The sequence below is a fragment of the Streptomyces sp. NPDC034049 genome (assembly GCF_055575575.1).
Genome location: NZ_JBVISJ010000003.1, coordinates 413,749 through 438,791 on the forward strand (window position 1 = coordinate 413,749; position 25,043 = coordinate 438,791).

The following is a 25,043-nucleotide window of genomic DNA, read 5'->3' on the forward strand; positions in this document are numbered from 1 at the left end:
GGAGCGGCCGCCCTTGTCGCCGAGCGCCCGCGCCGTCAGGCCGCGTAGGACGCGTTCTGCGCCGTGGTCACCACCTTCTGGCCGTCGGCCTGGCTCAGCAGTCCGGCCGACACCCAGGAGCCGACGGTCGACCGCACCCGCGCCACCAGCGCACCCTTGTCCGCGAACGGCGCCCCGGCCCAGATCTCGTCCAACAGGGTCGTCCCGTCGGACTTGGCCGGGTTGGCGACGCCCGAGTCGGTGCCGCCGAGGACGACCTTCGGTTCCAGGCGCCTCACGTAGGCGTGGGTCGGGTCCTCGCTCCCTTCGTGGAAGGGAGCGAATTCGGTGCCGTCCAGCGTGTAGTGCAACGGCTTTCCGCTCACCGGCGCGAGGGAGGGCAGCAGATCACCGGAGAGCCCCGCGTTGCGGTACAACCCGACCGACAGATAGCTCGTGGAACTGCTCCGGCCGACCAGGTTGACCGGCCCGTAGAACAGGGTCTGGAGCGACGGGTCGTCGAGCGCCTTCTCCACCCGCAGCCGGAACGGGATCGTCACCCGGACGACGTCTCCGGCGCGCCAAGTGCGGGAGGGGATCGTGAAGTAGCTCCCCGCCGCCGGTTTCCGGGTCACCGCGCTGCCGTTCACGGTGACCCGGAAACCGGCGGTGGCCCAGGACGGCACCCGAAGCCGCAGTTCGAAGGCCGCGCTGCCGCCCCCGACGGTGATCGTGGTCCCCTGCTCCCGTGGATAGTCGGTGCTCTGGGCGATCGTCACGCCCTTCGCGGACCAGTTCAGCGTGGCCGCGCTGTAGAGGTTGACGTACAGCGCGCTGCCGTCGGCCTTGGTGAAGTAGACCGAGTCCTGGTACTTGGTGGCGCTCTCCATGCCGGTGCCCTCGCAGCAGGTGGTGCCCTGCTTGGGGGTGTAGTCGCGCACATGGCCGGGCTTCAGCCCGATGAAGTACGTGACCAGCGGCTTCTCGGCATCGGCCTTGTCCTGCTTGGAGCCGAGGACCTGGTTGAACAGGGCCCGCTCGTAGTAGTCCATGTACTTCGGGTCCTGCTCGTGGAAGAACAGGCTCCGGCTCAGCTTGAGCAGGTTGTACGCACAACAGGTCTCGGCGTTGGTATCGCTGATCGTTCCCGAGATCACCCCGCGGGCCTTCCAGAACTCGGCCGTGCTGGTTCCGCCGATCCCGTACATGCGCTGCGGGATCACCATGCCCCAGAAGTTCTTCGCGGCGGTCAGATAGCGCGTCTCGCCCGTGACGTCGTACAGCCGCGTGAGCCCGGTGAAGATCGGGATGTGCTGGTTGGCGTGCAGCCCGTCCAGCGTGTCCGTGTTCGCGGCACAGGCGTCGATGAGCTTGTCCAGGTCGAACAGCCTGGCCAGCGCCAGATGGTCCGCCTTGCCGGTGATCGCGTACAGGTCGACGATCGCCTCGACCAGACCGCCGTACTCCCCGCTGGAGAAGATGCCCCACATCCGCTGCAGCGTGGCGTCCGGCAGCTTCGACAGCCTGGAGTACATCCAGTCGCACAGGCCCGAGGCCAGGTCGAGCGCCCGCGCGTCGTCGACGTGGAGGTACGCGTCCAGCAGACCGCGCAGGATCTTGTGCGCCGTGTAGTACGGCGCCCACACGCGCGTGTAGTCCCCGCTGGTCATCGACTCCAGCTCGATGAACTGCGTCTCCGGGTACGCGGCCAGGAACCCGGCATGGCTGGGCGCGCCCCAGGTGCGGCGCAGGGTGGCGGTCAGACCGCGACCGGAACCGTCCGCGAAGGTGCCGCCGCTCGTCTCGAAGAAGTCGTACGAGGCCAGGTCGCCCCGGCCCGCCGAGGAGGCGGAGGCCCGGTTGCCCTGGAGCGAGGTGATCTCGGCGGCCGTCAGCGCCCGCGACCAGACGTTGAACTCGTCGAACGCTCCCGCGAAGACGGGGTCGGTCGAGAAGTTGGACCGGCCCAGCCAGTTGTTGGTCAGGGTGCCAAGGGCGGCCGGGGTGAGGGACATCGACGTGTTCCGCGCCACGGCCGTGCCGTTGACGTAGAGCGTGCCGGTGCCGCCGCCGATCGTGACCGCGAGATGGCTCCACTGGTCGAGCGGCAGCGCGGCGGTGCCGTCGAGCCCCTGCTCGCCGCCGGGGCCGTTGGTGGTGATGGCGAAGCGCGGGACTCCGCCGCCGTTCCGGGCGGCCAGGTACAGATAGCGGGTGGTGTTGTCGCCGAAGTCGAAGACCCGGGTCCAGTTGGCGTTGTGCGTGGGCTTCACCCAGGCCGACAGCGTGATCGCCGAGGCGCCGCCGAGGACGGTGTTCGGCAGGTCGACGTACTGGTAGGAGCCCCGGGGGTTCTCCTGGGCGGTGCCGAACTTCCCGGTGACGGCGAGCATGCGGGGATCGGTGCGCAGCGCGGCGCGCACCTCGGTCAGGGCACCGATCATGTAGCGGATCTTGTCGGCGTAGGCCGTGTCCTTGGTGCCGGCGTACGCCTGCGCCAGCATCGTCAGAAAATGCCCGGTGTAGTGGCCGCGGAGATTGCCGTTGGCCTCGCCGTCCAGGCCTTCCCAGCCGCCGGGGGCGACCGCGCCCTTGGTGGAGAGTCCCGCGTTGGCGCGGAAGACCTGCAACAGCCGGTCGACGTCGTAGCCGCGGCCGTGGTCGAGCATCAACCGGCGCTTGTCGGCGAAGAGGCCCTGGCCGAGGGTCACGTCCTTGAGCTCGAAGGGCCGGACCGACCAGGTGGAGGGCGTCGGTACCGCGGCGGCGACCGCACGGCCGCCCCCGGTCCCCAGGGAGACCCCGGGTACGGCCGCGGCGAGCATCGCGGACTGAAGGAGGAAACGTCTGGAGAGGGGCGGAGCCATGTGCGCCTCGTCTCTGGCAGGGGTGGGGGTGGAGGACAAAGCGAGCATCATGTTCGAAATTGCGAACGTTGTGCGAATTCCCGACCAGAAGATAGGTAGGTGACAGGCGAACGTCAACGGTACTGACGGGTTTCCCGAGGCCAACGGCCCACATCGCGCGGCCACTTGCATGCCCTCGGCGCCGTTTCACGTGAAACATCGTTCGTGCCCGCATCTACGACGATTCACGTGAGGCTGACTCCCCGGCATCCCCGACCGCGCACACCGCGCGCGGCACGCCCCCATGCCGTCCCGCACCACCGGAAGCCGAAAGCCCTTACCGAATCTCCTGAGAGACTCCTCACACTCCGGAGCCCCGAACCGCCGGGCGACCAGCCGCTCCGCAGGCGGCTCCGAACGACAAAAAGAAGCGGTCCCATCGTGATCACGATGGGACCGCTTCGCTGTGCGCGAGGGGGGAGTTGAACCCCCACGCCCTTGCGGGCACTGGAACCTGAATCCAGCGCGTCTGCCTATTCCGCCACCCGCGCATTGGGTGTGTCCTCAGGCCCCGTTCCTTGCGGCGTGGCGCCTTCCGACATCCAGAAGATTAGCACGCTGGAGAGGGTGGATTCACATCCCTTATCCGCGGCCGGGCCACGCCGACGAGGCCCGAGATCGGCCGACCAGGACGGACCGAACACACGCCCCCTCCTGTCACGTATCAACGAGTGCTGGTTCACGTCTCAACCTCGTACCGGTCCCGCCCATCTCCATGGGAGAGGGACGGGGCGCACAGTCCGGTGCGGGACACTGGTCTCGCGCCGCCTCTACGATCCTTGGCAGAGTTCGGACGGGGTAGTTCGAAGAGGAGCTCCGATGGGAATCCGGGAGGGGACCTCAGTGGGCGCCGAGGCCGGGTGACACCGGTCGAACGGGCCGACAGGGGGAACCAGCCGATTCCTCGGCGCGTGGATACGATCAGTAAGCAGTACCGATGCGGTACGCAGAGCGGTGACGACGGAGGAGGTGCCCCATGGGAGTCCTGAAGAAGTTCGAGCAACGTCTCGAAGGTCTGGTCAACGGCACCTTCGCCAAGGTGTTCAAGTCCGAGGTCCAGCCCGTGGAGATCGCGGGAGCACTCCAGCGCGAGTGCGACAACAACGCGACCATCTGGAACCGCGACCGTACGGTCGTCCCCAACGACTTCATCGTGGAGCTGAGCACGCCCGACTTCGAGCGTCTCAGCCCCTACTCCGGCCAGCTCGGCGACGAGCTCGCCGGCATGGTGCGCGACTACGCCAAGCAGCAGCGCTACACCTTCATGGGCCCCATCAAGGTCCATCTGGAGAAAGCCGACGACCTCGACACCGGTCTGTACCGGGTACGCAGTCGTACGCTCGCCTCCTCCACCAACCAGCAGGCCCCCTCGGGCGCCCCGGCGAGCCCCGCCGCGGGCCGCCCCGGCGGCTACGGCTACCCGCCCACGGCGGCACCCACGGGCGCCCCGCCCATGCCCGCCACGCCGCCGCCCGGCGGCCGTCCCGCCCCTCTCGGACAGCGGCCGCCCGCCGCTCCGGCGGGCGGTGGGCGCACGCGCTACTGGATCGAGATCAACGGCACCCGCCATCAGATCTCCCGCCCGACGCTGGTGCTGGGGCGCAGCACCGAAGCCGACGTGCGGATCGACGACCCCGGCGTCTCCCGCCGGCACTGCGAGATCCGGACCGGAACGCCCTCGACGATCCAGGATCTCGGATCCACCAACGGCATCGTGGTGGACGGGCAGCACACCACCCGCGCTACGCTCCGCGACGGCTCGCGGATCGTCGTGGGCAGCAGCACCATCATTTACCGGCAAGCCGAAGGGTGAAGCGGGGGCAATGTCAGAGCTGACCCTCACGGTCATGCGGCTGGGTTTCCTGGCCGTACTGTGGCTGTTCGTGATCGTGGCCGTGCAGGTCATCCGCAGCGACCTGTTCGGTACGCGTGTCACCCAGCGGGGGTCGCGCCGGGAGAGCGCGCGGCCGCAGGCGGCCGCCCGCCAGGCCGCGCCCCCGCAGCAGCGCGGCCAGCAGCCCGCGCCTCCCGCCGGCGGTGGCGGCCGTCGTGGGCGCAACGCCCCGACCAAGCTCGTCGTGAGCGAGGGCACCCTGACGGGGACGACGGTGGCCCTCCAGGGCCAGACCATCACCCTGGGCCGCGCGCACGACTCCACGATCGTGCTGGACGACGACTACGCCTCCAGCCGGCATGCCCGGATCTACCCGGACCGCGACGGCCAGTGGATCGTCGAGGACCTGGGGTCCACCAACGGCACATATCTCGACCGGAACCGACTGACGACTCCCACGCCGATTCCGCTGGGCGCGCCGATCCGCATCGGCAAGACCGTCATCGAGCTGCGGAAGTAGTGCTACATCATGAGTAGGCGCGAGCGGAGCGAGCACGCAGGGGCGGCCCCCACCAGGGCTCCCGGCGCGCTCCCGACCGGAGGGTGGGCACCGTGCGGATGTACCCGGAGCCGACGGGCGAGGTGCGCATGAGTCTGTCACTGCGCTTCGCCGCCGGATCGCACAAAGGCATGATCCGCGAGGGCAACGAGGACTCGGGCTACGCCGGTCCGCGGCTGCTCGCGATCGCCGACGGCATGGGCGGCCAGGCGGCCGGTGAGGTCGCCTCCTCCGAGGTGATCTCCACCCTCGTCACGCTCGACGACGACGTCCCCGGCTCCGACATCCTCACCTCCCTCGGCACCGCCGTGCAGCGCGCCAACGACCAGCTGCGCTCGATGGTCGAGGAGGACCCGCAGCTGGAGGGCATGGGCACCACGCTCACCGCCCTGCTCTGGACCGGTCAGCGCCTCGGCCTCGTCCACGTCGGCGACTCCCGCGCCTACCTCCTCAGGGACGGCGTCCTCACCCAGATCACCCAGGACCACACCTGGGTACAGCGGCTGGTCGACGAGGGCCGCATCACCGAGGAGGAGGCCACCACCCACCCGCAGCGCTCCCTGCTGATGCGCGCGCTGGGCAGCGGCGACCACGTGGAACCCGACCTCTCCATCCGCGAGGTCCGCGCCGGCGACCGGTACCTGATCTGCTCCGACGGTCTGTCCGGCGTGGTGTCCCACCAGACGATGGAGGACACCCTCGCCAGCTACCAGGGTCCGCAGGAGACCGTGCAGGAGCTGATCCAGCTCGCGCTGCGCGGCGGCGGCCCGGACAACATCACGGTCATCGTGGCCGACGTCCTCGACCTCGACACCGGAGACACCCTCGCCGGGCAGCTCTCCGACACCCCGGTCGTGGTCGGCGCGGTCGCCGAGAACCAGCTGCACCTCCAGGACAACGGCATCATGCAGACCCCCGCCGGCCGGGCCTCCGGTCTCGGCCGTCAGGGGCACGGACAGGGCGGCGGCGAGTTCGGCCCGCCCGGCTCCGGCGACACCACCGGCTACCTGCCCGCGGCGGGCAGCTTCGGGGACTACTCCGACGACGACTTCGTCAAGCCGCGCAAGAAGCGCAGGTGGCTGAAGAGATCCTTCTTCGGCATCCTCACCCTCGCCGTCGTCGGCGGGGGTCTCTACGGCGGTTACCGGTGGACGCAGACGCAGTACTACGTCGGCTCCAAGGACGACCACGTGGCGCTGTACCGCGGCATCAGCCAGGACCTGGCCTGGATCTCGCTCTCGAAGGTCGAGAAGGACCATCCCGAGATCGAACTCAAGTACCTGCCGCCCTACCAGCAGAAGCTGGTCGAGGCCACGATCGCCGAGGGCGGTCTGAGCGACGCCCGGAAGAAGATCGAGGAGCTGTCCACCCAGGCGTCGGCGTGCAAGAAGAACGCCGAGCGCCGCGAGGCGGCGGACAACAACGCCAAGACGGGCGAGGGCGAGGCCGGCGGAGTCACGGGAACCACGAAGACCTCCCTCACGTCCAAGGCCACACCGTCCCCGACGTCGAAGCCGTCGACGTCCCCCACCCCGACCCAGACCGCACCCACACCGTCGGCCGGCCCCACCCTCTCGGAGGAGGAGCAGGAGCTGGTCTCACGGTGCGGTGAGCAGTAGGCAAGCCGCGAGGGGCCCACGCACACCATGAGCAGTACTACCAACACGTCGACGCAGCACACGTCCACGATCGGCGCGATCGGCACACCGAGCCGACGCAACACCGAGCTGGCGCTGCTGGCGTTCGCGGTCGTCATCCCGGTGTTCGCCTACGTCAACGTGGGTCTGGCACTGAACGACGAGGTACCGGCCGGGCTGGCCGCCTACGGCATCGGCCTCGGGGTACTGGCCGGCATCGGCCACCTCGTCATCCGCAAGTTCGCGCCCTACGCCGACCCGCTGATGCTGCCGCTGGCGACGCTGCTGAACGGACTGGGGCTGGTGGCGATCTGGCGACTGGACCAGTCGAAACTGCTCCAGCAGATCGGACAGGCCGGCGGCAAGGCGACCAATCAGCTGGTCTACACAGCGATGGGCATCGCGCTCCTCATCGCCGTACTGATCTTCCTCAAGGACCACCGCACCCTCCAGCGCTACACCTACATCTCCATGGCCGGCGCGCTGGTCCTGCTGCTGCTCCCCCTGGTGCCGGGCCTCGGCGCGGAACTCACCTACGGCGCCAAGATCTGGATCCAGGTCGGCAGCTTCACCATCCAGCCCGGCGAGTTCGCCAAGATCGTGCTGGCGATCTTCTTCGCCGGCTACCTGATGGTGAAGCGCGACGCGCTCGCACTGGCCAGCCGCCGCTTCATGGGGCTGTACCTGCCGCGCGGCCGCGACCTCGGCCCGATCATCGTCGTCTGGGCGATCTCGATCCTCATTCTGGTCTTCGAGACCGACCTCGGTACCTCGCTGCTGTTCTTCGGCATGTTCGTGATCATGCTGTACGTCGCGACCGAGCGGACCAGCTGGATCGTCTTCGGTCTGCTGATGTCCGCGGCCGGCGCGGTCGGCGTGGCCTCGTTCGAGATCCACGTGCAGCAGCGTGTGCAGGCCTGGCTGGACCCGATGGGCGAGTGGGAGCTCTCCAAGACCGTGGTCGGCCACTCCGCGCAGTCCATGGAGGCCTTGTGGGCCTTCGGCTCCGGCGGCACCCTCGGCACCGGCTGGGGCCAGGGCCACTCCGAGCTCATCCGCTTCGCCGCGAACTCCGACTTCATCCTCGCCACCTTCGGTGAGGAACTGGGACTGACCGGCGTGATGGCGATCCTGCTGATCTACGGTCTGATCGTGGAGCGCGGCATCCGGACCGCCCTCGCCGCCCGCGACCCGTTCGGCAAGCTGCTCGCCGTCGGTCTGTCCGGTGCCTTCGCCCTCCAGGTCTTCGTCGTCGCCGGCGGTGTGATGGGCCTCATCCCGCTGACCGGTATGACGATGCCGTTCCTGGCCTACGGCGGTTCTTCGGTCATCGCCAACTGGGCGCTCATCGGCATCCTGATCAGAATCAGCGACACCGCGCGCCGGCCCGCGCCGGCGCCCGCTCCGAACCCCGACGCCGAGATGACCCAGGTGGTCCGCCCGTCATGAACAAGCCCCTGCGCCGCATCGCGATCTTCTGCGGGCTTCTGGTCCTGGCCCTGCTCATCCGCAACAACTGGCTCCAGTACGTCCAGGCGGACTCCCTCGCGACCGACAAGTTCAACCGTCGCGTGGCCATCGAGCGCTACGCCACGCCTCGCGGGGACATCATCGTCGACGGCAAGGCCATCACCGGGTCCGTCGCTTCCGAAGGGCTCGACTACAAGTACAAGCGCACCTGGAAGAACGGCGAGATGTGGGCGCCGGTCACCGGATACTCGTCCCAGATCATCGGGGCCACCCAGTTGGAGAACCTCGAGGACGGCATCCTGACCGGCAACGACGACCGGCTCTTCTTCCGCAACACGCTGGACATGATCACCGGCAAGAAGAAGGAGGGCGGCAGCGTCGTCACCACCCTCAACGCCGCCGCGCAGAAGGCGGCCTTCGAGGGCCTCGGCGACAAGAAGGGCGCCGTCGCCGCGCTCGACCCCAAGACCGGCGCGATCCTCGCCCTGGCCTCCACGCCGTCCTACGACCCGTCCACGTTCGCCGGGATCAGCACCAAGGACAGCAAGACCTTCTCGAAGCTGGAGAAGGACTCGGACAAGCCGCTGCTGAACCGCGCGCTGCGCGAGACCTACCCGCCGGGCTCCACGTTCAAGGTGGTCACGGCCGCCGCGGCCCTGGAGAACGGCGTCGTCTCCGACATCGACGACAAGACGGACACGCCTGACCCGTTCAAGCTGCCGGAGTCGTCCAGCAACCTCACCAACGAGCACGGCGTGTGCAAGAACGCCACCCTCCGCTACGCGCTCGAGCAGTCCTGCAACACGGTCTTCGGCAAGCTCTCCGACTCCGTCGGCAACGAGAAGATGCGTGAACAGGCCGAGAAGTTCGGCTTCGGCGAGGACGAACTCGACGTACCGGTACGTGCCGCCGAGAGCGTCTATCCCGAGGACAACCGCCCGCAGAACGCGATGGCCGGCATCGGGCAGGCCTCCAACCGTGCCACCCCGCTGCAGATGGCCATGGTCGCCTCGGCCGTCGCCAACGACGGCGAGCTGATGAGGCCGTACATGGTGGACCAGCTGCGCGCCTCCAACCTCGACGTCATCGAGACGCACGACCCCGAGACGCTGTCCCAGGCTGTCTCGCCGGAGACCGCCCAGAAGCTCCAGGACATGATGGAGAGCGTCGTCAAGACGGGCACCGGCACCAGGGCGCAGATCAGCGGCGTGACCGTCGGCGGCAAGACGGGTACCGCGCAGCACGGTCTCAACAACAAGGAGAAGCCGTACGCCTGGTTCATCTCCTACGCCAAGCTCAGTGACGGCAGCTCGCCGGTCGCCGTGGCCGTGGTCGTCGAGGACGGCGCGGCCGACCGCGGTGACATCTCCGGTGGCGGTCTCGCCGCCCCGATCGCGAAGAGCGTGATGCAGGCAGTGATCAACAGCAAGAAGTGACCCCGCTCACGTCGCCTTCACATCGGTGCACGTTGCGATACCGGTCCTGTATCGGGTGACGCGGTTGGCCAGGTCACAGAAGGCGAGCCGGGTACCGTATGCCCGGAGCACAGCCGCCGGACCACACACGGGTGCGGTCGGGACCGACTGAGAGGGCTGGTAGGAAGCTATGGAAGAGCCGCGTCGCCTCGGCGGCCGGTACGAGCTGGGCCAGGTGCTCGGCCGTGGTGGCATGGCGGAGGTCTACCTCGCGATGGACACCCGCCTCGGCCGCACCGTGGCGGTGAAGACGCTGCGAGCGGACCTCGCGCGCGACCCCACCTTCCAGGCCAGGTTCCGCCGGGAGGCCCAGTCGGCCGCCTCGCTCAACCACCCCGCGATCGTGGCGGTCTACGACACGGGCGAGGACTACATCGACGGGGTCTCGATCCCGTACATCGTCATGGAGTACGTCGAGGGCTCGACCCTCCGTGAGCTTCTCCACAGCGGCCGCAAGCTGCTGCCGGAGCGGGCCATGGAGATGACCATCGGCATCCTCCAGGGACTGGAGTACGCCCACCGCAACCAGATCGTCCACCGCGACATCAAGCCGGCCAACGTCATGCTGACGCGCAACGGCCAGGTCAAGGTCATGGACTTCGGCATCGCCCGCGCCATGGGCGACTCCGGCATGACGATGACGCAGACGTCCGCGGTCATCGGCACCGCCCAGTACCTCTCGCCGGAGCAGGCCAAGGGCGAGCAGGTGGACGCCCGGTCCGACCTGTACTCGACCGGCTGTCTGCTCTACGAGCTGCTGACGGTCCGCCCGCCGTTCGTGGGTGACTCCCCCGTGGCGGTCGCCTACCAGCACGTGCGGGAGGAGCCGCAGCCGCCGAGCGTCTTCGACCCGGAGATCACTCCGGAGATGGACGCCATCGTCCTGCGTGCCCTGGTCAAGGACCCGGACTACCGCTACCAGTCCGCCGACGAGATGCGTGCCGACATCGAGGCCTGCCTCGACGGTCAGCCCGTCGCGGCCACGGCGGCCATGGGATCGGTGGGCTACGGCGGCTACCCGGACGACCAGCCGACCACGGCCCTGCGGGCCGACGCCGGCGCCACGACGATGCTCCCTCCGGTCGGCCCGGACGACGGCTACGGCGGTTACGACGACCGCCAGGGCCGTCGCCGCCAGCAGCAGAAGAAGAACAACACCTCGACGATCCTCCTGGTCGTCGCGGGTGTCCTGGTGCTGATCGGCGCGGTCCTCATCGGCCAGTGGATGTTCTCGGGCAACGACGCGAGCAACGACACGCTCAAGACACCGAACCTCATCGGTCAGAGCGAGGCGGAGGCCAGACAGGCGGCCAGTAACGTCGACCTCAAGGTGACGACGACCAAGGCCGCGTGTGCGGAGCAGAAGACCGGCGACGTCTGCGAGCAGAACCCGAAGGCCGAAACCGAGATCAAGAAGGGCGAGACCATCGCCCTGGTCATCTCGACGGGTGCCCCGAAGGTCACGGTCCCCGACGTCCAGGGCATCAAGTTCGACGAGGCGGAGGCCGAGCTCAAGGACAAGGGCTTCGAGGTCGAGAAGAAGACCGAGGAGTCCGACCGCACGGCCGGCATCGTGATCGACCAGGACCCGGCCAGCGGCAAGCTCGAGAAGGGCTCCACGGTCACGCTGACGGTCGCCAGGGCCCCCGACAAGGAAACCGTCCCGGACGTGGCCCGGCAGAGCTGTGACGCCGCCAAGAACCAGATGGCGGCCAACAACCTCGTCGGCACGTGCACCGAGGTCGAGACCCAGGACCCCAACCTCGTCGGCAAGGTCGTCGCGACCAGCCCCGAGGCGGGCTCCGAGCTCAACAAGGGCGACACGGTCACCATCCAGATCGGCAAGGCGGTCGAGGAGGAGGAGCAGGAGGCCGAGGTCCCGAACGTCGTCGGACGGACCGTGGGCCAGGCCAAGCAGATCCTTCAGGCGTCCGGCTTCACCCGCATCCAGTTCGCCGGCGGCAGCGACCAGAGCGACACCGCGATCGTCACCGACCAGGACCCGGACGGCGGCAAGGGAGTCGACCCGGCCCAGACGACGATCACGCTCGCTTCGATCGGTTTCGGCGGCAACAACGGCAACAACGGCGGCGGCGGTGACGGAGGCCCCTTCGGCTAGCGCCCCCGCCCATGGCAGGGGACCTGATCAGCCCTCTGCCCCGTACGACGAAGGAGCCCCGGCACCCTCCCTGAGAGGGTGCCGGGGCTCCTTCGTGATCGCGATGTTTCACGTGAAACCGGGTGTTTCACGTGAAACATCCCTGCGAGGGAGGAACCCACCGCGCAGTTAACGCAGTTCCTTCGGCAGCGTGCGCTCCGCGTTCACGCGCTCCACCCGCTCCAGCTCGCCCCACACGATGTACCGGTACCGGGACGTGTAGACGGGCGTGCAGGTGGTGAGGGTGATGTATTTACCGGCCTTCTTCCTGCCGGACTCCTTGGGGATGTTCGAGAGGACCTTGACGTTGTACTTCGAGGTCTCGGTGAGGGTGTCGTAGACCTTGTAGACGTACCAGTTGTCGCGGGTCTCGAAAACGATCGAGTCGCCCTTCTCGAGCTTGTCGATGTTGTGGAACTTCGCGCCGTGTCCGTCGCGGTGGGCGGCCAGGGTGAAGTTGCCGTCCTTGTCGGAGCTGGGCAGGGTCGCCTTGACCGGGTCGGTGTAGTAGCCGGCGACACCACCGTTGAGGATCTTGGTGGAGGTGCCCTTCTTCACCAGGACCTCGCCGTTCTTCATGGCGGGGACGTGCAGGAAGCCGATGCCGTCCTTGGTGTCCAGGGCGCCGGGGCCGTCGTCCGAGGCCCAGGTGTCACGGACCTTGTTCGCTTCCTTGTCCGCCTCGCGGTCGGCGAGGACGTTCGTCCACCAGAGCGAGTAGACGACGAACAGACCGAGCACCAGGCCCGCCGTGATGAGGAGTTCACCGAAGACACTGACCGCCATGGCGATCCGGCTCATGCCGCGGCGCCGCGGCGTGGCCTCGGGCGCGTCCGTCTTCTCTTCGGTGTCGTCGGTGGTCACTGCCACAGTTCTTCCGCCCTTGGTCGAGCCCCTACTGGACGAGCGCGTCGGGCTTCCCCTCGCTGCGCGGCCGTTCCTCCACCATCTTGCCCCACACGATCATGCGGTACTTGCTCGTGAACTCCGGCGTACACGTGGTCAGCGTGATGTAGCGACCCGGCTGGGTGAAGCCGGAACCCGGGGGCACGGGTTGGAGCACGCTGACGTTCGACGGCGGGGTCACCGGCAGGATCGAGGCCATGTCGTAGACGTAGTACGTGTCCTGCGTCTCCACGACGATCGGATCGCCCGGCTTGAGGCGGTTGATGTAACGGAACGGTTCACCATGGGTGTTGCGGTGTCCGGCGATACCGAAGTTGCCCGCCTTGTCCTCGGGCATCGCCGTCTTGATGCTGTTCTCGTCGTAGTGGCCGACCATGCCGCGGTCCAGGACCTTCGACTTGCTGATGCCCTCGGCGATCGGCACGACGACGTCCAGCTTCGGAATGTGCAGGATGGCGAAGCCCTGCCCGGGCTCGAAGGCGCCCGGCGCGCGCTTGCCGCTCTTCCACTCCTCCTGGAGGCTCGTCGCCTCCCGGCCCGCCTGCTGATGGGCACGGATGTTGGACCACCAGAGTTGGTAGGTGACGAAGAGCAGCATCACGACGCCGGTGGTGATGAACACCTCGCCGATGACCCGGCTCGCGATCACTCCCATGCTGGGCTTGCGCGCCCGCGCCGCCCGTCGCGCCTCGACCCTGGAGCGGGGCGACGGCAGGCCGTCCTCTCCTAAGCCCTCCTCGGGCCCCTGAGCGGCCCCGGAGCCCGCGTGGGCCCCCGGGGAGCCCCCGTGCCTCCCGTGCCGTCTCGCGGCCTTACGGCGGGCCGCACGGCCTCCGGGAGCCGGGGGCGCGGGTATCCGCTCGGCCGCGGCGGCCAGCCGCCGCGCCTCCTCCACCCGGAGCGCCACCGTCTCCTCGTCGATCGGAGGGTGCTCCAGAGCGGTTTCGGCCGCGGCTCCGCCGGGCGCGCTCACGGTGCCGGGCGTTCCGTAGGACTCGTGATAGCCCTCGTACGACGGCTGGTCACGCGGCGGGGTGTAGGACTCGTACTGCTCGAACGAGGGCTCGGCGTAGGGCTGCTGCTGTCCGTACCAGTCGTTCTGGGAGTACGGGGAGGCCTGCTGAAGAGTCCACGGCTCGGGCTCGGCGGCGTCGCCGAACGGCGTTCCCTGCGGGAAGGCCTCCGCCTCGAACGACTCGGCGCCCCCGTACGCGGCCTCGCCGCCGTAGGGGGCACTCTCGCGCTCGGGGCGCAGTGCCGTCACGCCGTGGCCCTGCCCACCACGGGGGCGAGCCCCGTCGACCTGGCCACGGCCCCTTGGTCGCCGCACTCGGTCAGCCAGTTGGCGAGCATGCGGTGGCCGTGCTCGGTGAGGACGGACTCGGGGTGGAACTGCACGCCCTCGACCGGAAGTTCCCGATGCCTGAGGCCCATGATGATCCCGTCGTGCGTGCGCGCCGTGACCTCGAGCTCGGCCGGCACCGTGGCCGGCTCCGCGGCCAGGGAGTGGTAGCGGGTCGCGGTGAAGGGGGTGGGCAGGCCCGCGAAGACCCCCTTGCCCTCGTGTTCCACCAGCGAGGTCTTTCCGTGCAGCAGTTCGGGCGCGCGGTCCACGACACCGCCGTACGCCACCTGCATGGACTGCATGCCGAGGCAGACGCCGAAGACGGGGACGCCGGTCGCGGCACAGTGGCGGACCATGTCCACGCAGACGCCGGCCTCCTCGGGGGTGCCCGGTCCGGGGGACAGGAGCACGCCGTCGAAGCCGTCCTGGGCGTGGGAGGTCGCCACCTCGTCGTTGCGCAGCACCTCGCACTCGGCGCCCAGCTGGTACAGGTACTGGACCAGGTTGAAGACGAAACTGTCGTAGTTGTCGACGACGAGGACCCGGGCGGGTCGGGCGGCACTCACTGGTCGTTCACCGTCACATCGTTGAAGGGCAGCAGGGGCTCGGCCCAGGGAAAGACGTATTGGAAGAGGACATAGACGACGGCCAGGGTCAACACGATGGAGATCAGCGCCTTCAGCCACGCGTTACCCGGCAGATGTCGCCAGATCCAGCCGTACATGCCGTCCCTTCCTTCACACCACGGCACCGGACTCACGCCGTACCGCCACCAGACTAACGGCGTAGTGCCTCCGGTTTCCCTGACTCCACAGGCTGTGTGGAATCCAGATGGCCCCACACGATGAGCCGGTGGCTGTGCCCCCACTCGGGGTCGCACGTCGTCAGCGTCAGATAGCGCCCCGCGCGCGTGTAGCCCGATTTCGTCGGCACGGGGTCGATGACCTGGATGTCCGTGGGCAATGTCCGGTGGGGCCCTTTGTCGATGACGTACGTGAACCAGTCCGCGCCGTCGGTCAGGACGACCTTGTCACCGCGGCGCAGCTTGGGAAAATCTTTGAAGGGATCTCCGTAGGTGCGGCGGTGGCCGGCCACCGCGAAGTTCCCTTTCTGTCCCAGCTGCGCGGTGTTCGCGTAGTGGCCGAGCCCTTTTTTGAGAGTGTCCGTCTTCGTGCCCTCCAGGACGGGCTTGTTCCACGTGAAACCAAGGCGCGGGATGTACATGAGCGCGAAGGGCTCGCCGCTCTCGTACGCGGCGGGCGGCTCCGGAGCCGTCGAGGGGCCCGGGCCGGAGGTCGGTCGCACCGGCTGCTTCGCCCACCTGTCCTGGAGCAGGTCGACCTGGTGCTCCATCTCGGTGTCGGCCTTCACTCCGGTCCAGAACAGCACGTAGACCACGAAGAGCACGATCAGGGTGCCGACGGTGATGCAGAGTTCGCTGGCGGTCCTCACGATCACGCGCACCGACACGGGCCCCCCGGCTGCCGTTACTCCACGGGCTTCGCGTACTTCAAATCCACTGTGCCCGAGTAGCCGGGAAGAGTCACCGGCCCGTCCTCGGCGACTTTCCAGCCCAGCCCGTAGACGTTCACGTACACCATGTAGTTCTGGATCGCCTTGCTGGCGGTGAGCGCCTTCTGCAGCTTCTCCGGGTCCCCGACCGCCTGGATCTTGTACGGGGGCGAGTAGACGCGGCCCTGGAGGATCAGGGTGTTGCCGACGCAGCGGACGGCACTGGTGGAGATCAGCCGCTGGTCCATGACCTTGATGCCCTCGGCGCCGCCCAGCCACAAGGCGTTCACGACGGCCTGCAGGTCCTGCTGGTGGATGACCAGATAGTCGGGCTGCGGTTCGGGATAACCGGGGAGTTTGGCGGTGGCGTCCGGCGGGGCGTCGTTGAGGGTGACCGTGAGGGCCTGACCCCTGAGCTTCTGGGTGCCGGCGTTCTTCTCCAGTGCCTTGAGGCGGGCGTCCTCGGCCTTGGTGCTGCCGTCGTCGCGTTCCGCGAGGGCCTCCACGTCGTCCCGGAGGACCGCGTTGGACTCGTCGAGCTGCCCGTTCTTGTGGCTGCGTTCCTGGATCAGGTCGGAGAGCTTCAGCAGCGAGGCGTCCGTACGGATGTTGGTGCCCTTGGCCGTGTCGAAGCTGGTGAAGAAGATCAGTCCGGCGAGGGCGAAGACCCCGACGGTGAGCACGCGCACGGGCCGGAAACCGCCTCGGGGGGAGGTGCCGGAACCCGCCTCGGGGGAGTCGGCTGAATTGCTCAACGTACCCTTATCTCCTTAGGCGCCGCGGAAGCACTACGCTAACGGACGCCCGGGGGAGCATTCAGTGTCCCCTTGTACGCTGCCCCGGAGCCCGCCACAGTTCCCTGCGCGGCCACGCAGCGCATCGACAGGAGAGACCCTCGTGCCGAAGTCACGTATCCGCAAGAAGGCCGACTACACGCCGCCGCCGTCCAAGCAGGCCACGAACATCAAGCTGAACAGCCGTGGCTGGGTGGCTCCGGTCATGCTGGCCATGTTCCTCATCGGGCTGGCCTGGATCGTCGTCTTCTATGTGACCGACGGCTCGCTGCCGATCGACTCGCTCGGCAACTGGAACATCGTGGTCGGCTTCGGCTTCATCGCGGCCGGATTCGGCGTCTCGACCCAGTGGAAGTAGCGCTCTTCGCTCTGCGGAGCTAGTTCTCCCCAGAGCAATCCACGGAGTTATCCACAGGCGTTTTCCACAGTGGGGAAAAAGAACGACGATCTGTGGATAACTCACTGGGCGTTGACGCCGGTACGACTGACCTACCGGCACCCGCAAACATGTTCGCCCCCTGTCTGACCTGCAAAAACGCAGGTGAGCGACAGGGGGCACACCTGTTCCCGCACCCTATGCACAAGATCCGCCACAGTCTGTGGACAACAGTGCTGTAACGGTGCCGGACCAGGGGCGGAACGGTGACCGTCCGCGATCACCTCAGGTCAGCTGGGCGGTCCGCACCACGGTCATGACGACCACGGCGGCCAGCACCAGCGCGCTCACGCCGTACTGGACCAGCGCCCGCCGCTCGCGCGGTGCGTGCACCATCGCGTAGCCGATCACGACACCCCCGACGAGGCCGCCGACATGGGCCTGCCAGGCGATGCCGGACCAGCCGAAGGTGATGACCAGGTTGATGACCAGCAGGATGATGACCGGGCGCATGTCGTACTTCAGTCGGCGCATGAGGACAGCTGTCGCGCCGAAGAGGCCGAAGATGGCGCCGGACGCGCCGAGCGTCAATTGGTTCGGCGGGGCAAGCAGGTAGGTGAGCGCGCTGCCCGCGAGACCCGAGGCGAAGTAGAGGGCCAGATAGCGGGCTCGACCGAGGGCCGCTTCCAGCGGGCCGCCGATCCACCACAGGCTGAGCATGTTGAAGGCGATGTGCATGACACCGCTGTGCAGGAACATCGATGTGACCAGCCGGTACCACTGGCCTTCGGCGACGCCTTGCATGGAGCCGAGATTGGAACCCCAGCCCTGTCCGACGAGGGCGAACCGTTCGGTGAAGGAGTCGCCGATGGCCTCCTGCACCAGAAAAAGCAGCAGATTCGCGCCGATCAGGATCTTGGTGAGGAGCCGAGGGTCGGCGGTGACCGTGCCCCCCGCGAGGGTGCGCGGGACCGAGGCGGAGGGCGCGTGGCCCGTGCCCGAGCCGTCGCGGACGCATTCGGGGCACTGGAAGCCGACGGAGGCGCTCACCATGCACTCGGGGCAGATGGGACGCTCGCAGCGGGTGCAGCTGATACCCGTCTCGCGGTCCGGATGCCGGTAGCAGGTGGGCAGGCTCCGCGCGTCCTGCGAGCCGCTCGGCACCTGATCCATCGGGTCCCCTCCGTCTCCTGTGTGGAACGCGTCGCCCCGCTCATCCTTACGGATGGGCGGGGCGATTGGTTCCCTTCGGGACCTTGTGAACCTTTCGGGTCCGGTCCGCGCGGTGAACCGGGACGCTCGGCCCGGCGACGGGCCCGAGGGCTCAGCCCTGGCGCGTCTCGACGACCACCGACTCGATGACGACGTCGTTGACCGGACGGTCGGTGCGCGGGTTGGTCTGGGCACCGGCGATGGCGTCCACGACCTTCTGGCTGGCCGCGTCGACGACCTCACCGAAGATGGTGTGCTTGCGGTTCAGCCACGCCGTCGGGGAGACGGTGATGAAGAACTGCGAGCCGTTGGTGCCCGGACCGGCGTTGGCCATGGCCAGCAGGTAGGGCTTGTCGAAGGCGAGGTCCGGGTGGAACTCGTCCGCGAACTGGTAGCCGGGACCACCGGTGCCGTTGCCCAGCGGGTCACCGCCCTGGATCATGAATCCACTGATCACCCGGTGGAAGACCGTGCCGTCGTAGAGCTTGTCCGTGGACTTCTGGCCGGTGGCCGGGTTGGTCCACTCACGCTCGCCCTGGGCGAGCTCGACGAAGTTCCGAACCGTCTTGGGCGCGTGGTTCGGCAGCAGCCGCACCTCGATGTCGCCGTGGTTGGTCTTCAGGGTGGCGTACAGCTGCTCAGCCACGATCTGCCTTCCGTTGTCCTCTGTGACTCCCCCGATCCTCGCACGGACGACGCCGTCCGTCCCCCGACGCCCACGCTCCGGTACGGCGGGCGCACGGAAAACCGGCCGAGTACCCCCGGTACCGGCGCGCTTCGCGGCGATCCGTGGCATTGTCGGCACTGTCGTGGACTAGTTCCCGTTGCCCCGTATTCATCCTCTCTTGCATGTGAACGGGTTCATGAGCGGCTCCGTCCGACGTTCGGCCGGAGCCTGGGCCATGACCCGGATGCCCGCCCGCACATGCCTCGGAGCGCTCCGAGAGGCATGATCCCCAAAAGGGTGGAAAGTCGAATTACCGTACGCCACCGAGGAGGAGGATCCCGTGACCCGCATCGACAGCGTGCGCGCCGCGACCGGCTCGGCGAAGGACAGCGTGCTGCACGCCGCGGAAGTGGTGGCGCCCTACGCCGACACGGCCAAGGACAAGGCCTCGCACTACGCGCAAGAGGCACGTGTACGACTCGCGCCGAAGGTGTCGCAGGCTGCGGAACAGGCTCGCGTCCAGTACGGCGCCCATGTCGTCCCGCGCTTGGAGCAGGCTCGCACGCATGTGCCGCCGAAGGTCGATCACGCGGCCCACGAAGCCGCCGCACGCACCCGCAAGGCGGCCCGCCAGGCCGCCGACTACTCCCGTCCACGTATCGAACAGGCCGTGGCCGCGGCCGGCCCCGTCCGAGAGGAGGCCACCGCCCGCAGTGTCGCGGCGCTGGCCGCACTGCGCGGGCAGGTCTCGCCCCGGCAGATCCAGCGGCTGGTCCGTAGGCAGCAGCGCCGGGCAAGGCTCGGCCGTGCCGCCAAGGGCATGGCCGTGCTGGGCGTCCTGGCGGGCGGCGCCTTCGCCGCCTGGAAGTGGTGGGACAAGCAGGCCAACCCTGACTGGCTGGTCGAGCCCCCCGCCGCCACCGAGGTCTCCGACTCGGGTCGGCTGTCCTCCGTGGACGGCAGCGGCCAGTCCGCTCTCGACCCCGAGGTCCAGGCCAAGCAGGCCGAGGACGAGGCTGCCGACCGGGACAACCGCAGCTGAGCACCGACTGAGCACCGGCAGCCGAGGGCACTTCTCCACGGCTACCGGTGTCGGACGACGTGTTCCTTCTTGACTCGGCCCTGCCCGAGGGTGCGTTCGACGGGACACCTTTCAACAGCCCTGTGGGGCAGAAGACTTGCCGGTCTTCTGCCCCACAGGGCTGTTTCACGTGAAACGGCGCCGCCCCTTCAAGACCTCACCATCCCCCGACCGGAATGTATTGATCCGATTGCGAAGGGTGACCTACACATTTCGTCGGCCATCCCTGTGACCCAGCACACTGGTTTCGCATCTGCGCACGTCGACACGTGCCATCATCCGTTGCCCCGTTCCAGCGGCCTTCTTCCCGCGAAGTGCACAGATAGCGATCGCGACGTCCCCTTCCCGGGACGCCACCGACGGACGTGATCCCGTGGGCAGCAAAAAGGCCGGGCCGGATGTCCTAAGACATCCGGCCCGGCCGATCCGCTGTGGAGCCTAGGGGAGTCGAACCCCTGACATCTGCCATGCAAAGACAGCGCTCTACCAACTGAGCTAAGGCCCCGGAAGGGAAGCATCCACCCGGAAAGAAGGACCACCGGGAGGCTTCGCAGACCAGAGTACCGGGTCACCCCCGGGATCTCGCAAAAAGATTGGGGGTCCCCGTGAACGACCACTCTCCGTAAGATGCTCGTCGTGGTTCGCTACAGCGAACCGCAGTATTTGGGGAAGCGATGGGGAGACGCAATGGACGCCGCACAGCAGGAAGCGACCGCAAGAGCCCGGGAGCTGCAGCGGAACTGGTACGGAGAGCCGTTGGGGGCGCTCTTCCGTAGGCTCATCGAGGACCTGGGTCTCAACCAGGCCCGGCTCGCGGGGGTGCTGGGCCTTTCCGCACCGATGCTGTCGCAGCTGATGAGCGGTCAGCGTGCCAAGATCGGCAACCCGGCGGTGGTCCAGCGGGTGCAGTTGCTGCAGGACCTGGCGGGGCAGGTCGCGGACGGCAGCGTGAGCGCCGCCGAGGCGACCGAGCGCATGGATGAGATCAAGAAGTCACAGGGGGGATCGGTGCTCAGCAACACCACGCAGTCGACGACGAGTTCGGGGGCGCCCACGGTCAAGCGGGTCGTCCGCGAGATCCAGTCGCTGCTTCGCTCGGTGGCGGCCGCGGGCGACATCATCGAGGCGGCGGACACCCTCGCCCCGACCCACCCGGAGCTGGCAGAGTTCCTACGGGTGTACGGCGCGGGGCGCACCTCGGACGCGGTGGCGCACTACCAGTCCCACCAGAACTGAGCTCAAGGCCCGGTCCCCGAAAGGGGGTTCGGCGACCGGGCCGGGGCCGAAGAGGGGGACAAGGGGTCTGTAGGCCCCTCGTGAGCCACGGCATCAGGGACGTAGGCTCCGCGCAGAAACCGTGAAGCATGAGCAGGACAGAGCGGCAGGGGGACAGAAGCGGGTACTAGCTCCGAGGGAAGCCGGGCGCGTACGAGCCGGCTCCGCGGAGGGCGGCGCGAGCGCCGTGCCCTCCGCCGACGGGCAGCCAAGAGGGGAGCCGAAGGGGGAACGACGCACAGCCATGGGTGAGGTCTTCGCCGGCCGGTACGAACTGGTCGACCCGATCGGGCGCGGGGGAGTCGGCGCGGTCTGGCGCACCTGGGACCACCGCCGCCGCCGCTATGTGGCCGCCAAGGTCCTGCAACAGCGTGACGCGCACGCCCTGCTGCGCTTCGTCCGCGAGCAGGCCGTACGGATCGACCACCCTCATGTGCTCGCCCCCGCCAGCTGGGCCGCCGACGACGACAAGGTCCTGTTCACCATGGACCTCGTGGCCGGTGGATCACTGGTCAACCTCGTCAACGACTACGGTCCCCTTCCGCCCGCCTACGTCTGCGGCCTGCTCGACCAACTGCTGTCCGGCCTCGCCGCCGTGCACGCCGAGGGCGTCATCCACCGCGACATCAAGCCCGCGAACGTGCTGCTGGAGGCCACGGGAACGGCCCGTCCCCGTCTGCGTCTGTCCGACTTCGGCATCGCCATGCGCCTGGGCGAACCACGCCTGACCGAGACCAACTACGTGGTGGGCACGCCGGGTTACTTCGCCCCCGAACAGATGCTGGGCGCGGATCCGGACTTCCCGGCCGACCTCTTCGCCGTGGGACTGGTCGCCCTGTACCTCCTGCAGGGTGCGAAGCCCGACGCCAAGGCCCTCATCGAGCACTTCGCCGCCCATGGCACTCCGAAGGCGCCGCGAGGCATCCCCGAGCCGCTGTGGCAGGTCATCGCCACGCTGCTCCAGCCGGACCCCAACTCCCGCTTCCGCACCGCCACCGGAGCCCGCAAGGCCCTCGCCGCCGCCATCGAGCTGCTGCCCGAGCCGGGGCCCGATGACGAACTGGTGGAGGTCTTCGACCAACTCGGCCCGCTTCCCCAGGGGTTCGCTCCCGAAGGGCCGCTGCACAGGGCATCGGGGCTGGACAAGACAGACACGGGCACCGGCAGTGGCCCGGGCACCGGCAGCAATGCCTCGCCCACTCCCGGCCCGGGGACGCCCGCCGCTCCTCCCCACTCACCAGGTCCGCACCCCCCTTCATCGTTTCCCGCTTCCGGCGCCTCCTCGGCGCCCGCCGTATCACCGCTCGTCTCGGACGCCACACCACCGCCGCCTCACCATCCGCCGGCGTACGTCCCGCCGCCCATGGGTCCGCCGTCCCAGCCCGGGAGAGGCCCCGCGACACCGGCACCGCTCCCAGGCGCCTTCCCTCAGCCCCCGTACACGGCCACGGGCTCCATATCCCCGCCCCCCATGCCCCCGACCGCCCCGCCCAGGACCGGCTCCTCCCACTCCGGCAACGGCTCTGACAACGGCTCCGGCGTAGGCTTCGGCACCGGTCCCTCGGGCACCGCCTCCAGCACCGATTCAGGCGTCGGCACAGGACAGGGAACCGATCACCGGCTCCCTGACGCCGGCACCGCTTCCTCGGTGTCTTCGGCGCCGCCGACCCACACCGGTCACACGCCTCCCGAGTCGTCCCCCTCCACCGTCCCACCGCCGCCCGATAGCGCCCCCGCAGCAGCGCGGCCCTCCACGATGTCGGACACCGGCAGCTTCCACCTGCCGCCGCCCCAGGTACTCACCGCCGACGCACCGCAGCAGCACGTCGAGCAGCACGTCCCCGGCCTCGGCCACCCACCACAGCAACCCGAGCAGCACGCCGGCCACCCTGCCGGGACCCCCGTCCGGACAGCCCCGGCGCCCCACCTCGAACCCGCGCATGTGCCCTCCCCCCAGTCGCACCCACCGCTGGGCCTCTCTCAGGCCCCGGCATCGGCGGTGCAGCAGCACGCATACGCCTCTACTGGTTCATACACCGCTCGGACGGCACAGGTTCCGCGTCGGTCGAGGGCGGTTGCCCGGCGACGTCCGGGCCCTCCCGTCAAGGTGGTCATCCCGGTCCTGCTGGTCGCCCTGGCCTGCTTCGCGGTGGGGTTCTGGGCACTGAGCCGACTCTGACCTCTGCCACCGACCCCAGGTCGGCCCGCCGCCCCCTACCGCCCCCTCTACCGCCCCCTCTACCGCCCCGTACTACCGCCCCCGGGACGCCCCGTGCCGCCCCCGCGACGCCGTGCCCACCCTCGGCCGTTCGGACTCGGTGGCGGCGGATGCCCGCACGCGGGCCACGACCGTCCACAGCAGCAGCCCGAGCACCAGCAGACTCCCGGTGCCGATGCCGCCCGCCGCGACGACGGTCATGGCCAGACGCTGGTCTCCGCCGCCCGAGGAACTCCCGGAGCCCTCCCCGTCGCCGGAACTGCCCGCGCTCTCTCCGTCACCGCCGCCCTCGGCACCCCCGGCGCCGTCGTCCAGCGTGTCCCCCGTCGTGCCGTTCTCGGCGGCCTCCCGATCCCCCTCGGTGACCTCGAAGACCCCACGCGGCACGGAAGCCCCCAGATATCCCGGCCCGGCCCCGGCCTCGCCCTCCAGGCGCACCCGCAGCGTCAGTCCGACCGGGTCGTCGCCGAACCGGTCGGCGACCGACGTCCCGAGATGCAGTGCCAGGTAGTACCAGCCGGCGAACCGCATCCCGCCCACCTCGTCGTCGGGGGAGAAGCGGTTCTCGTAGGCGACGGGCGGGAGCGGGTCCAGGGCGACGGAGCGTTGATCGCCCCCGTAGTTGGCCGTCCTGTCGTCCACGGAGGCGCGTACGGGGTTGTAGAGCGACATGACGAACGCGTTCCCCACATAGCCGTCGCCCTCGGTCGTGCTGCCCAGTTCGGCGGTGGCGTGGAGCTGCTGCCCCCAGCCGACGGGCACCTTGTAGAAGAGCGTCTCTCCGGCTCTGATGCCGACCTCGTCCCGCCAGACGCCCTGCGCCACGGGGCTCGCCGTGGCGAAGCCGCTCCCGCCGCGACGGACCTCGGGGTCACCGGACACGGGCTCGGGCGAGGCGGAGTTCCAGGTCTGGGGGGCGTTCGTCGCACCGCCCTTCGTCACAGCGGGCTCCGAGACGAAGCCGAGCTCCAGCCCCCACTTCTCCGCGCCGGCCTCGGACGGGGAACCCGTCACCGAGCCCGAAGCGGAGCCGGAAACCGATCCCGACGCCGAACCCGAAGCGGAGCCCGTACTCGTCCCCGCACCGACCCCGACAGCCGAGCCGACCCGTTCGACAACGACGTAGTAGACCCCGGCCCCCTGGCACATGTACTCGTCGCTGCCGATCTCCCGCGAGGCCCAGGCCGTGACGGGGTGCCCGCTGCGGGTCGGTCCGAAGCGGGCCGTCCCGTAGGAGCAGCGATGGGCGTCGGCGTCCTGCACGGACACCCTGACCCCGTCCGCGGAGCCGACCGCCGATCCCGCCTCCGGTACGGCCGTGGCCGAGACGTACGCGTTGGCGGCGGCCCCGAGATCGAGACGGAAGTACAGCTTGCCGCCCGGCCCGAGGGAGCTCCGATAGGTCTTGCCGGCCGCCAGCCGTACGGCTCCCGTGCTGCTCGTGGCGCCCTCGACCGTGATCGCGTCCCGCGCGTAGGCGTACGGGGTGGGCGCGTCGGCCGCCACGGCGAGACCGGTCTGCGCCGTCGTCACGCACAGAGCCGCTCCCACGGCCGCCGCAGTTCGCCACCACCAGACCGTGCGCCGCCCCATCAAGCGCCACCCCTCGTCGTAGACCGTGACCCCGAGGCCCCACCAG

Annotated in this window: 20 protein-coding genes and 2 tRNA genes; 10 read left to right on the top strand and 12 right to left on the bottom strand. The window is 68.9% G+C overall.

Going from position 1 to position 25,043, the window contains the following annotated elements:
• Positions 1 to 35: 35 nt before the first annotated feature.
• A complete protein-coding gene (locus ACZ52C_RS11450; RefSeq protein WP_469074506.1) occupies positions 36 to 2,846 on the bottom strand; it encodes a beta-L-arabinofuranosidase domain-containing protein in 2,811 nt (936 codons plus the stop codon).
• 446 nt (positions 2,847 to 3,292) lie between these two features.
• Positions 3,293 to 3,376: transfer RNA gene (locus ACZ52C_RS11455), tRNA-Leu, on the bottom strand.
• Positions 3,377 to 3,861: 485 nt separating this feature from the next.
• Between ACZ52C_RS11455 and ACZ52C_RS11460 the strand changes: the two genes are divergently transcribed.
• The 6 genes from ACZ52C_RS11460 to pknB all read left to right on the top strand — a co-directional run bounded on the left by ACZ52C_RS11460 (position 3,862) and on the right by pknB (position 11,979).
• A complete protein-coding gene (locus ACZ52C_RS11460; RefSeq protein ID WP_469074507.1) occupies positions 3,862 to 4,698 on the top strand; it encodes an FhaA domain-containing protein in 837 nt (278 codons plus the stop codon).
• A gap of 10 nt (positions 4,699 to 4,708) precedes the next feature.
• Complete coding sequence (locus ACZ52C_RS11465) at positions 4,709 to 5,239, top strand: FHA domain-containing protein FhaB/FipA (protein WP_045558537.1); 531 nt, start codon at positions 4,709 to 4,711, stop codon at positions 5,237 to 5,239.
• Between the two features lie 128 nt (positions 5,240 to 5,367).
• Positions 5,368 to 6,897 carry a Stp1/IreP family PP2C-type Ser/Thr phosphatase gene (locus ACZ52C_RS11470; protein WP_469074508.1) on the top strand — a complete coding sequence of 510 codons (1,530 nt, stop codon included), beginning with the start codon at positions 5,368 to 5,370 and terminating at the stop codon, positions 6,895 to 6,897.
• Between the two features lie 27 nt (positions 6,898 to 6,924).
• Entirely contained in the window at positions 6,925 to 8,364 is a 1,440-nt protein-coding gene (locus tag ACZ52C_RS11475) for an FtsW/RodA/SpoVE family cell cycle protein (protein ID WP_045558535.1), read from the top strand.
• Positions 8,361 to 9,821 carry a peptidoglycan D,D-transpeptidase FtsI family protein gene (locus ACZ52C_RS11480; protein ID WP_469074509.1) on the top strand — a complete coding sequence of 487 codons (1,461 nt, stop codon included), beginning with the start codon at positions 8,361 to 8,363 and terminating at the stop codon, positions 9,819 to 9,821. The genes ACZ52C_RS11475 and ACZ52C_RS11480 overlap by 4 nt, the downstream gene beginning before the upstream one ends.
• Before the next feature lie 169 nt (positions 9,822 to 9,990).
• Positions 9,991 to 11,979: a Stk1 family PASTA domain-containing Ser/Thr kinase gene (gene pknB, locus ACZ52C_RS11485; RefSeq protein WP_469074510.1), complete on the top strand. Its 1,989-nt coding sequence runs from the start codon at positions 9,991 to 9,993 to the stop codon at positions 11,977 to 11,979.
• A 168-nt stretch (positions 11,980 to 12,147) separates the two neighbouring features.
• Here the strand turns inward: pknB and ACZ52C_RS11490 are convergent, their stop codons facing one another.
• Genes ACZ52C_RS11490 through ACZ52C_RS11515 form a run of 6 tightly spaced genes read right to left on the bottom strand, consistent with a single transcriptional unit; the run spans position 12,148 to position 16,536 of the window.
• Positions 12,148 to 12,882 (bottom strand): class E sortase, encoded by a 735-nt coding sequence (locus ACZ52C_RS11490; RefSeq protein ID WP_469074511.1) that lies wholly within the window; start codon positions 12,880 to 12,882, stop codon positions 12,148 to 12,150.
• Between the two features lie 31 nt (positions 12,883 to 12,913).
• A complete protein-coding gene (locus ACZ52C_RS11495; protein WP_469074512.1) occupies positions 12,914 to 14,188 on the bottom strand; it encodes a class E sortase in 1,275 nt (424 codons plus the stop codon).
• Positions 14,185 to 14,835, bottom strand: a complete 651-nt coding sequence (locus tag ACZ52C_RS11500) for an aminodeoxychorismate/anthranilate synthase component II (protein WP_319103553.1) — start codon at positions 14,833 to 14,835, stop codon at positions 14,185 to 14,187. Before ACZ52C_RS11500 ends, ACZ52C_RS11495 begins: the two co-directional genes overlap by 4 nt.
• The gene (locus tag ACZ52C_RS11505) at positions 14,832 to 14,993 is read right to left on the bottom strand and encodes a hypothetical protein (RefSeq protein WP_033530583.1); all 162 of its coding nucleotides are present in this window, start codon (positions 14,991 to 14,993) and stop codon (positions 14,832 to 14,834) included. Before ACZ52C_RS11505 ends, ACZ52C_RS11500 begins: the two co-directional genes overlap by 4 nt.
• 53 nt (positions 14,994 to 15,046) lie before the next feature.
• Entirely contained in the window at positions 15,047 to 15,739 is a 693-nt protein-coding gene (locus ACZ52C_RS11510; protein ID WP_469074513.1) for a class E sortase, read from the bottom strand.
• 17 nt (positions 15,740 to 15,756) lie between these two features.
• A complete protein-coding gene (locus ACZ52C_RS11515; protein WP_469074514.1) occupies positions 15,757 to 16,536 on the bottom strand; it encodes a DUF881 domain-containing protein in 780 nt (259 codons plus the stop codon).
• 142 nt (positions 16,537 to 16,678) lie between these two features.
• Between ACZ52C_RS11515 and crgA the strand changes: the two genes are divergently transcribed.
• Complete coding sequence (gene crgA / locus ACZ52C_RS11520; RefSeq protein WP_045558527.1) at positions 16,679 to 16,933, top strand: cell division protein CrgA; 255 nt, start codon at positions 16,679 to 16,681, stop codon at positions 16,931 to 16,933.
• Positions 16,934 to 17,236: 303 nt separating this feature from the next.
• Here the strand turns inward: crgA and ACZ52C_RS11525 are convergent, their stop codons facing one another.
• Together ACZ52C_RS11525 and ACZ52C_RS11530 are read right to left on the bottom strand one after the other, a co-directional pair.
• Positions 17,237 to 18,124 (bottom strand): rhomboid family intramembrane serine protease, encoded by an 888-nt coding sequence (locus ACZ52C_RS11525; protein WP_469074515.1) that lies wholly within the window; start codon positions 18,122 to 18,124, stop codon positions 17,237 to 17,239.
• 151 nt (positions 18,125 to 18,275) lie between these two features.
• Complete coding sequence (locus ACZ52C_RS11530) at positions 18,276 to 18,809, bottom strand: peptidylprolyl isomerase (RefSeq protein WP_220647674.1); 534 nt, start codon at positions 18,807 to 18,809, stop codon at positions 18,276 to 18,278.
• Between the two features lie 361 nt (positions 18,810 to 19,170).
• Between ACZ52C_RS11530 and ACZ52C_RS11535 the strand changes: the two genes are divergently transcribed.
• Complete coding sequence (locus ACZ52C_RS11535; protein ID WP_469074516.1) at positions 19,171 to 19,872, top strand: DUF5324 family protein; 702 nt, start codon at positions 19,171 to 19,173, stop codon at positions 19,870 to 19,872.
• 471 nt (positions 19,873 to 20,343) lie between these two features.
• On the opposite strand, the gene ACZ52C_RS11540 is transcribed toward ACZ52C_RS11535, so the two are convergent.
• Positions 20,344 to 20,416 (bottom strand) — tRNA-Ala (locus ACZ52C_RS11540).
• A 182-nt stretch (positions 20,417 to 20,598) separates the two neighbouring features.
• Here ACZ52C_RS11540 and ACZ52C_RS11545 point away from each other — a divergent pair.
• Positions 20,599 to 21,147, top strand: coding sequence for a helix-turn-helix domain-containing protein (locus ACZ52C_RS11545; protein ID WP_033530590.1), 549 nt, complete (start codon positions 20,599 to 20,601; stop codon positions 21,145 to 21,147).
• A gap of 283 nt (positions 21,148 to 21,430) precedes the next feature.
• Positions 21,431 to 23,365 (top strand): serine/threonine-protein kinase, encoded by a 1,935-nt coding sequence (locus tag ACZ52C_RS11550; protein ID WP_469074517.1) that lies wholly within the window; start codon positions 21,431 to 21,433, stop codon positions 23,363 to 23,365.
• Between the two features lie 72 nt (positions 23,366 to 23,437).
• On the opposite strand, the gene ACZ52C_RS11555 is transcribed toward ACZ52C_RS11550, so the two are convergent.
• Positions 23,438 to 24,997 carry a hypothetical protein gene (locus ACZ52C_RS11555; RefSeq protein WP_469074794.1) on the bottom strand — a complete coding sequence of 520 codons (1,560 nt, stop codon included), beginning with the start codon at positions 24,995 to 24,997 and terminating at the stop codon, positions 23,438 to 23,440.
• Between the last annotated feature and the right edge of the window lie 46 nt (positions 24,998 to 25,043).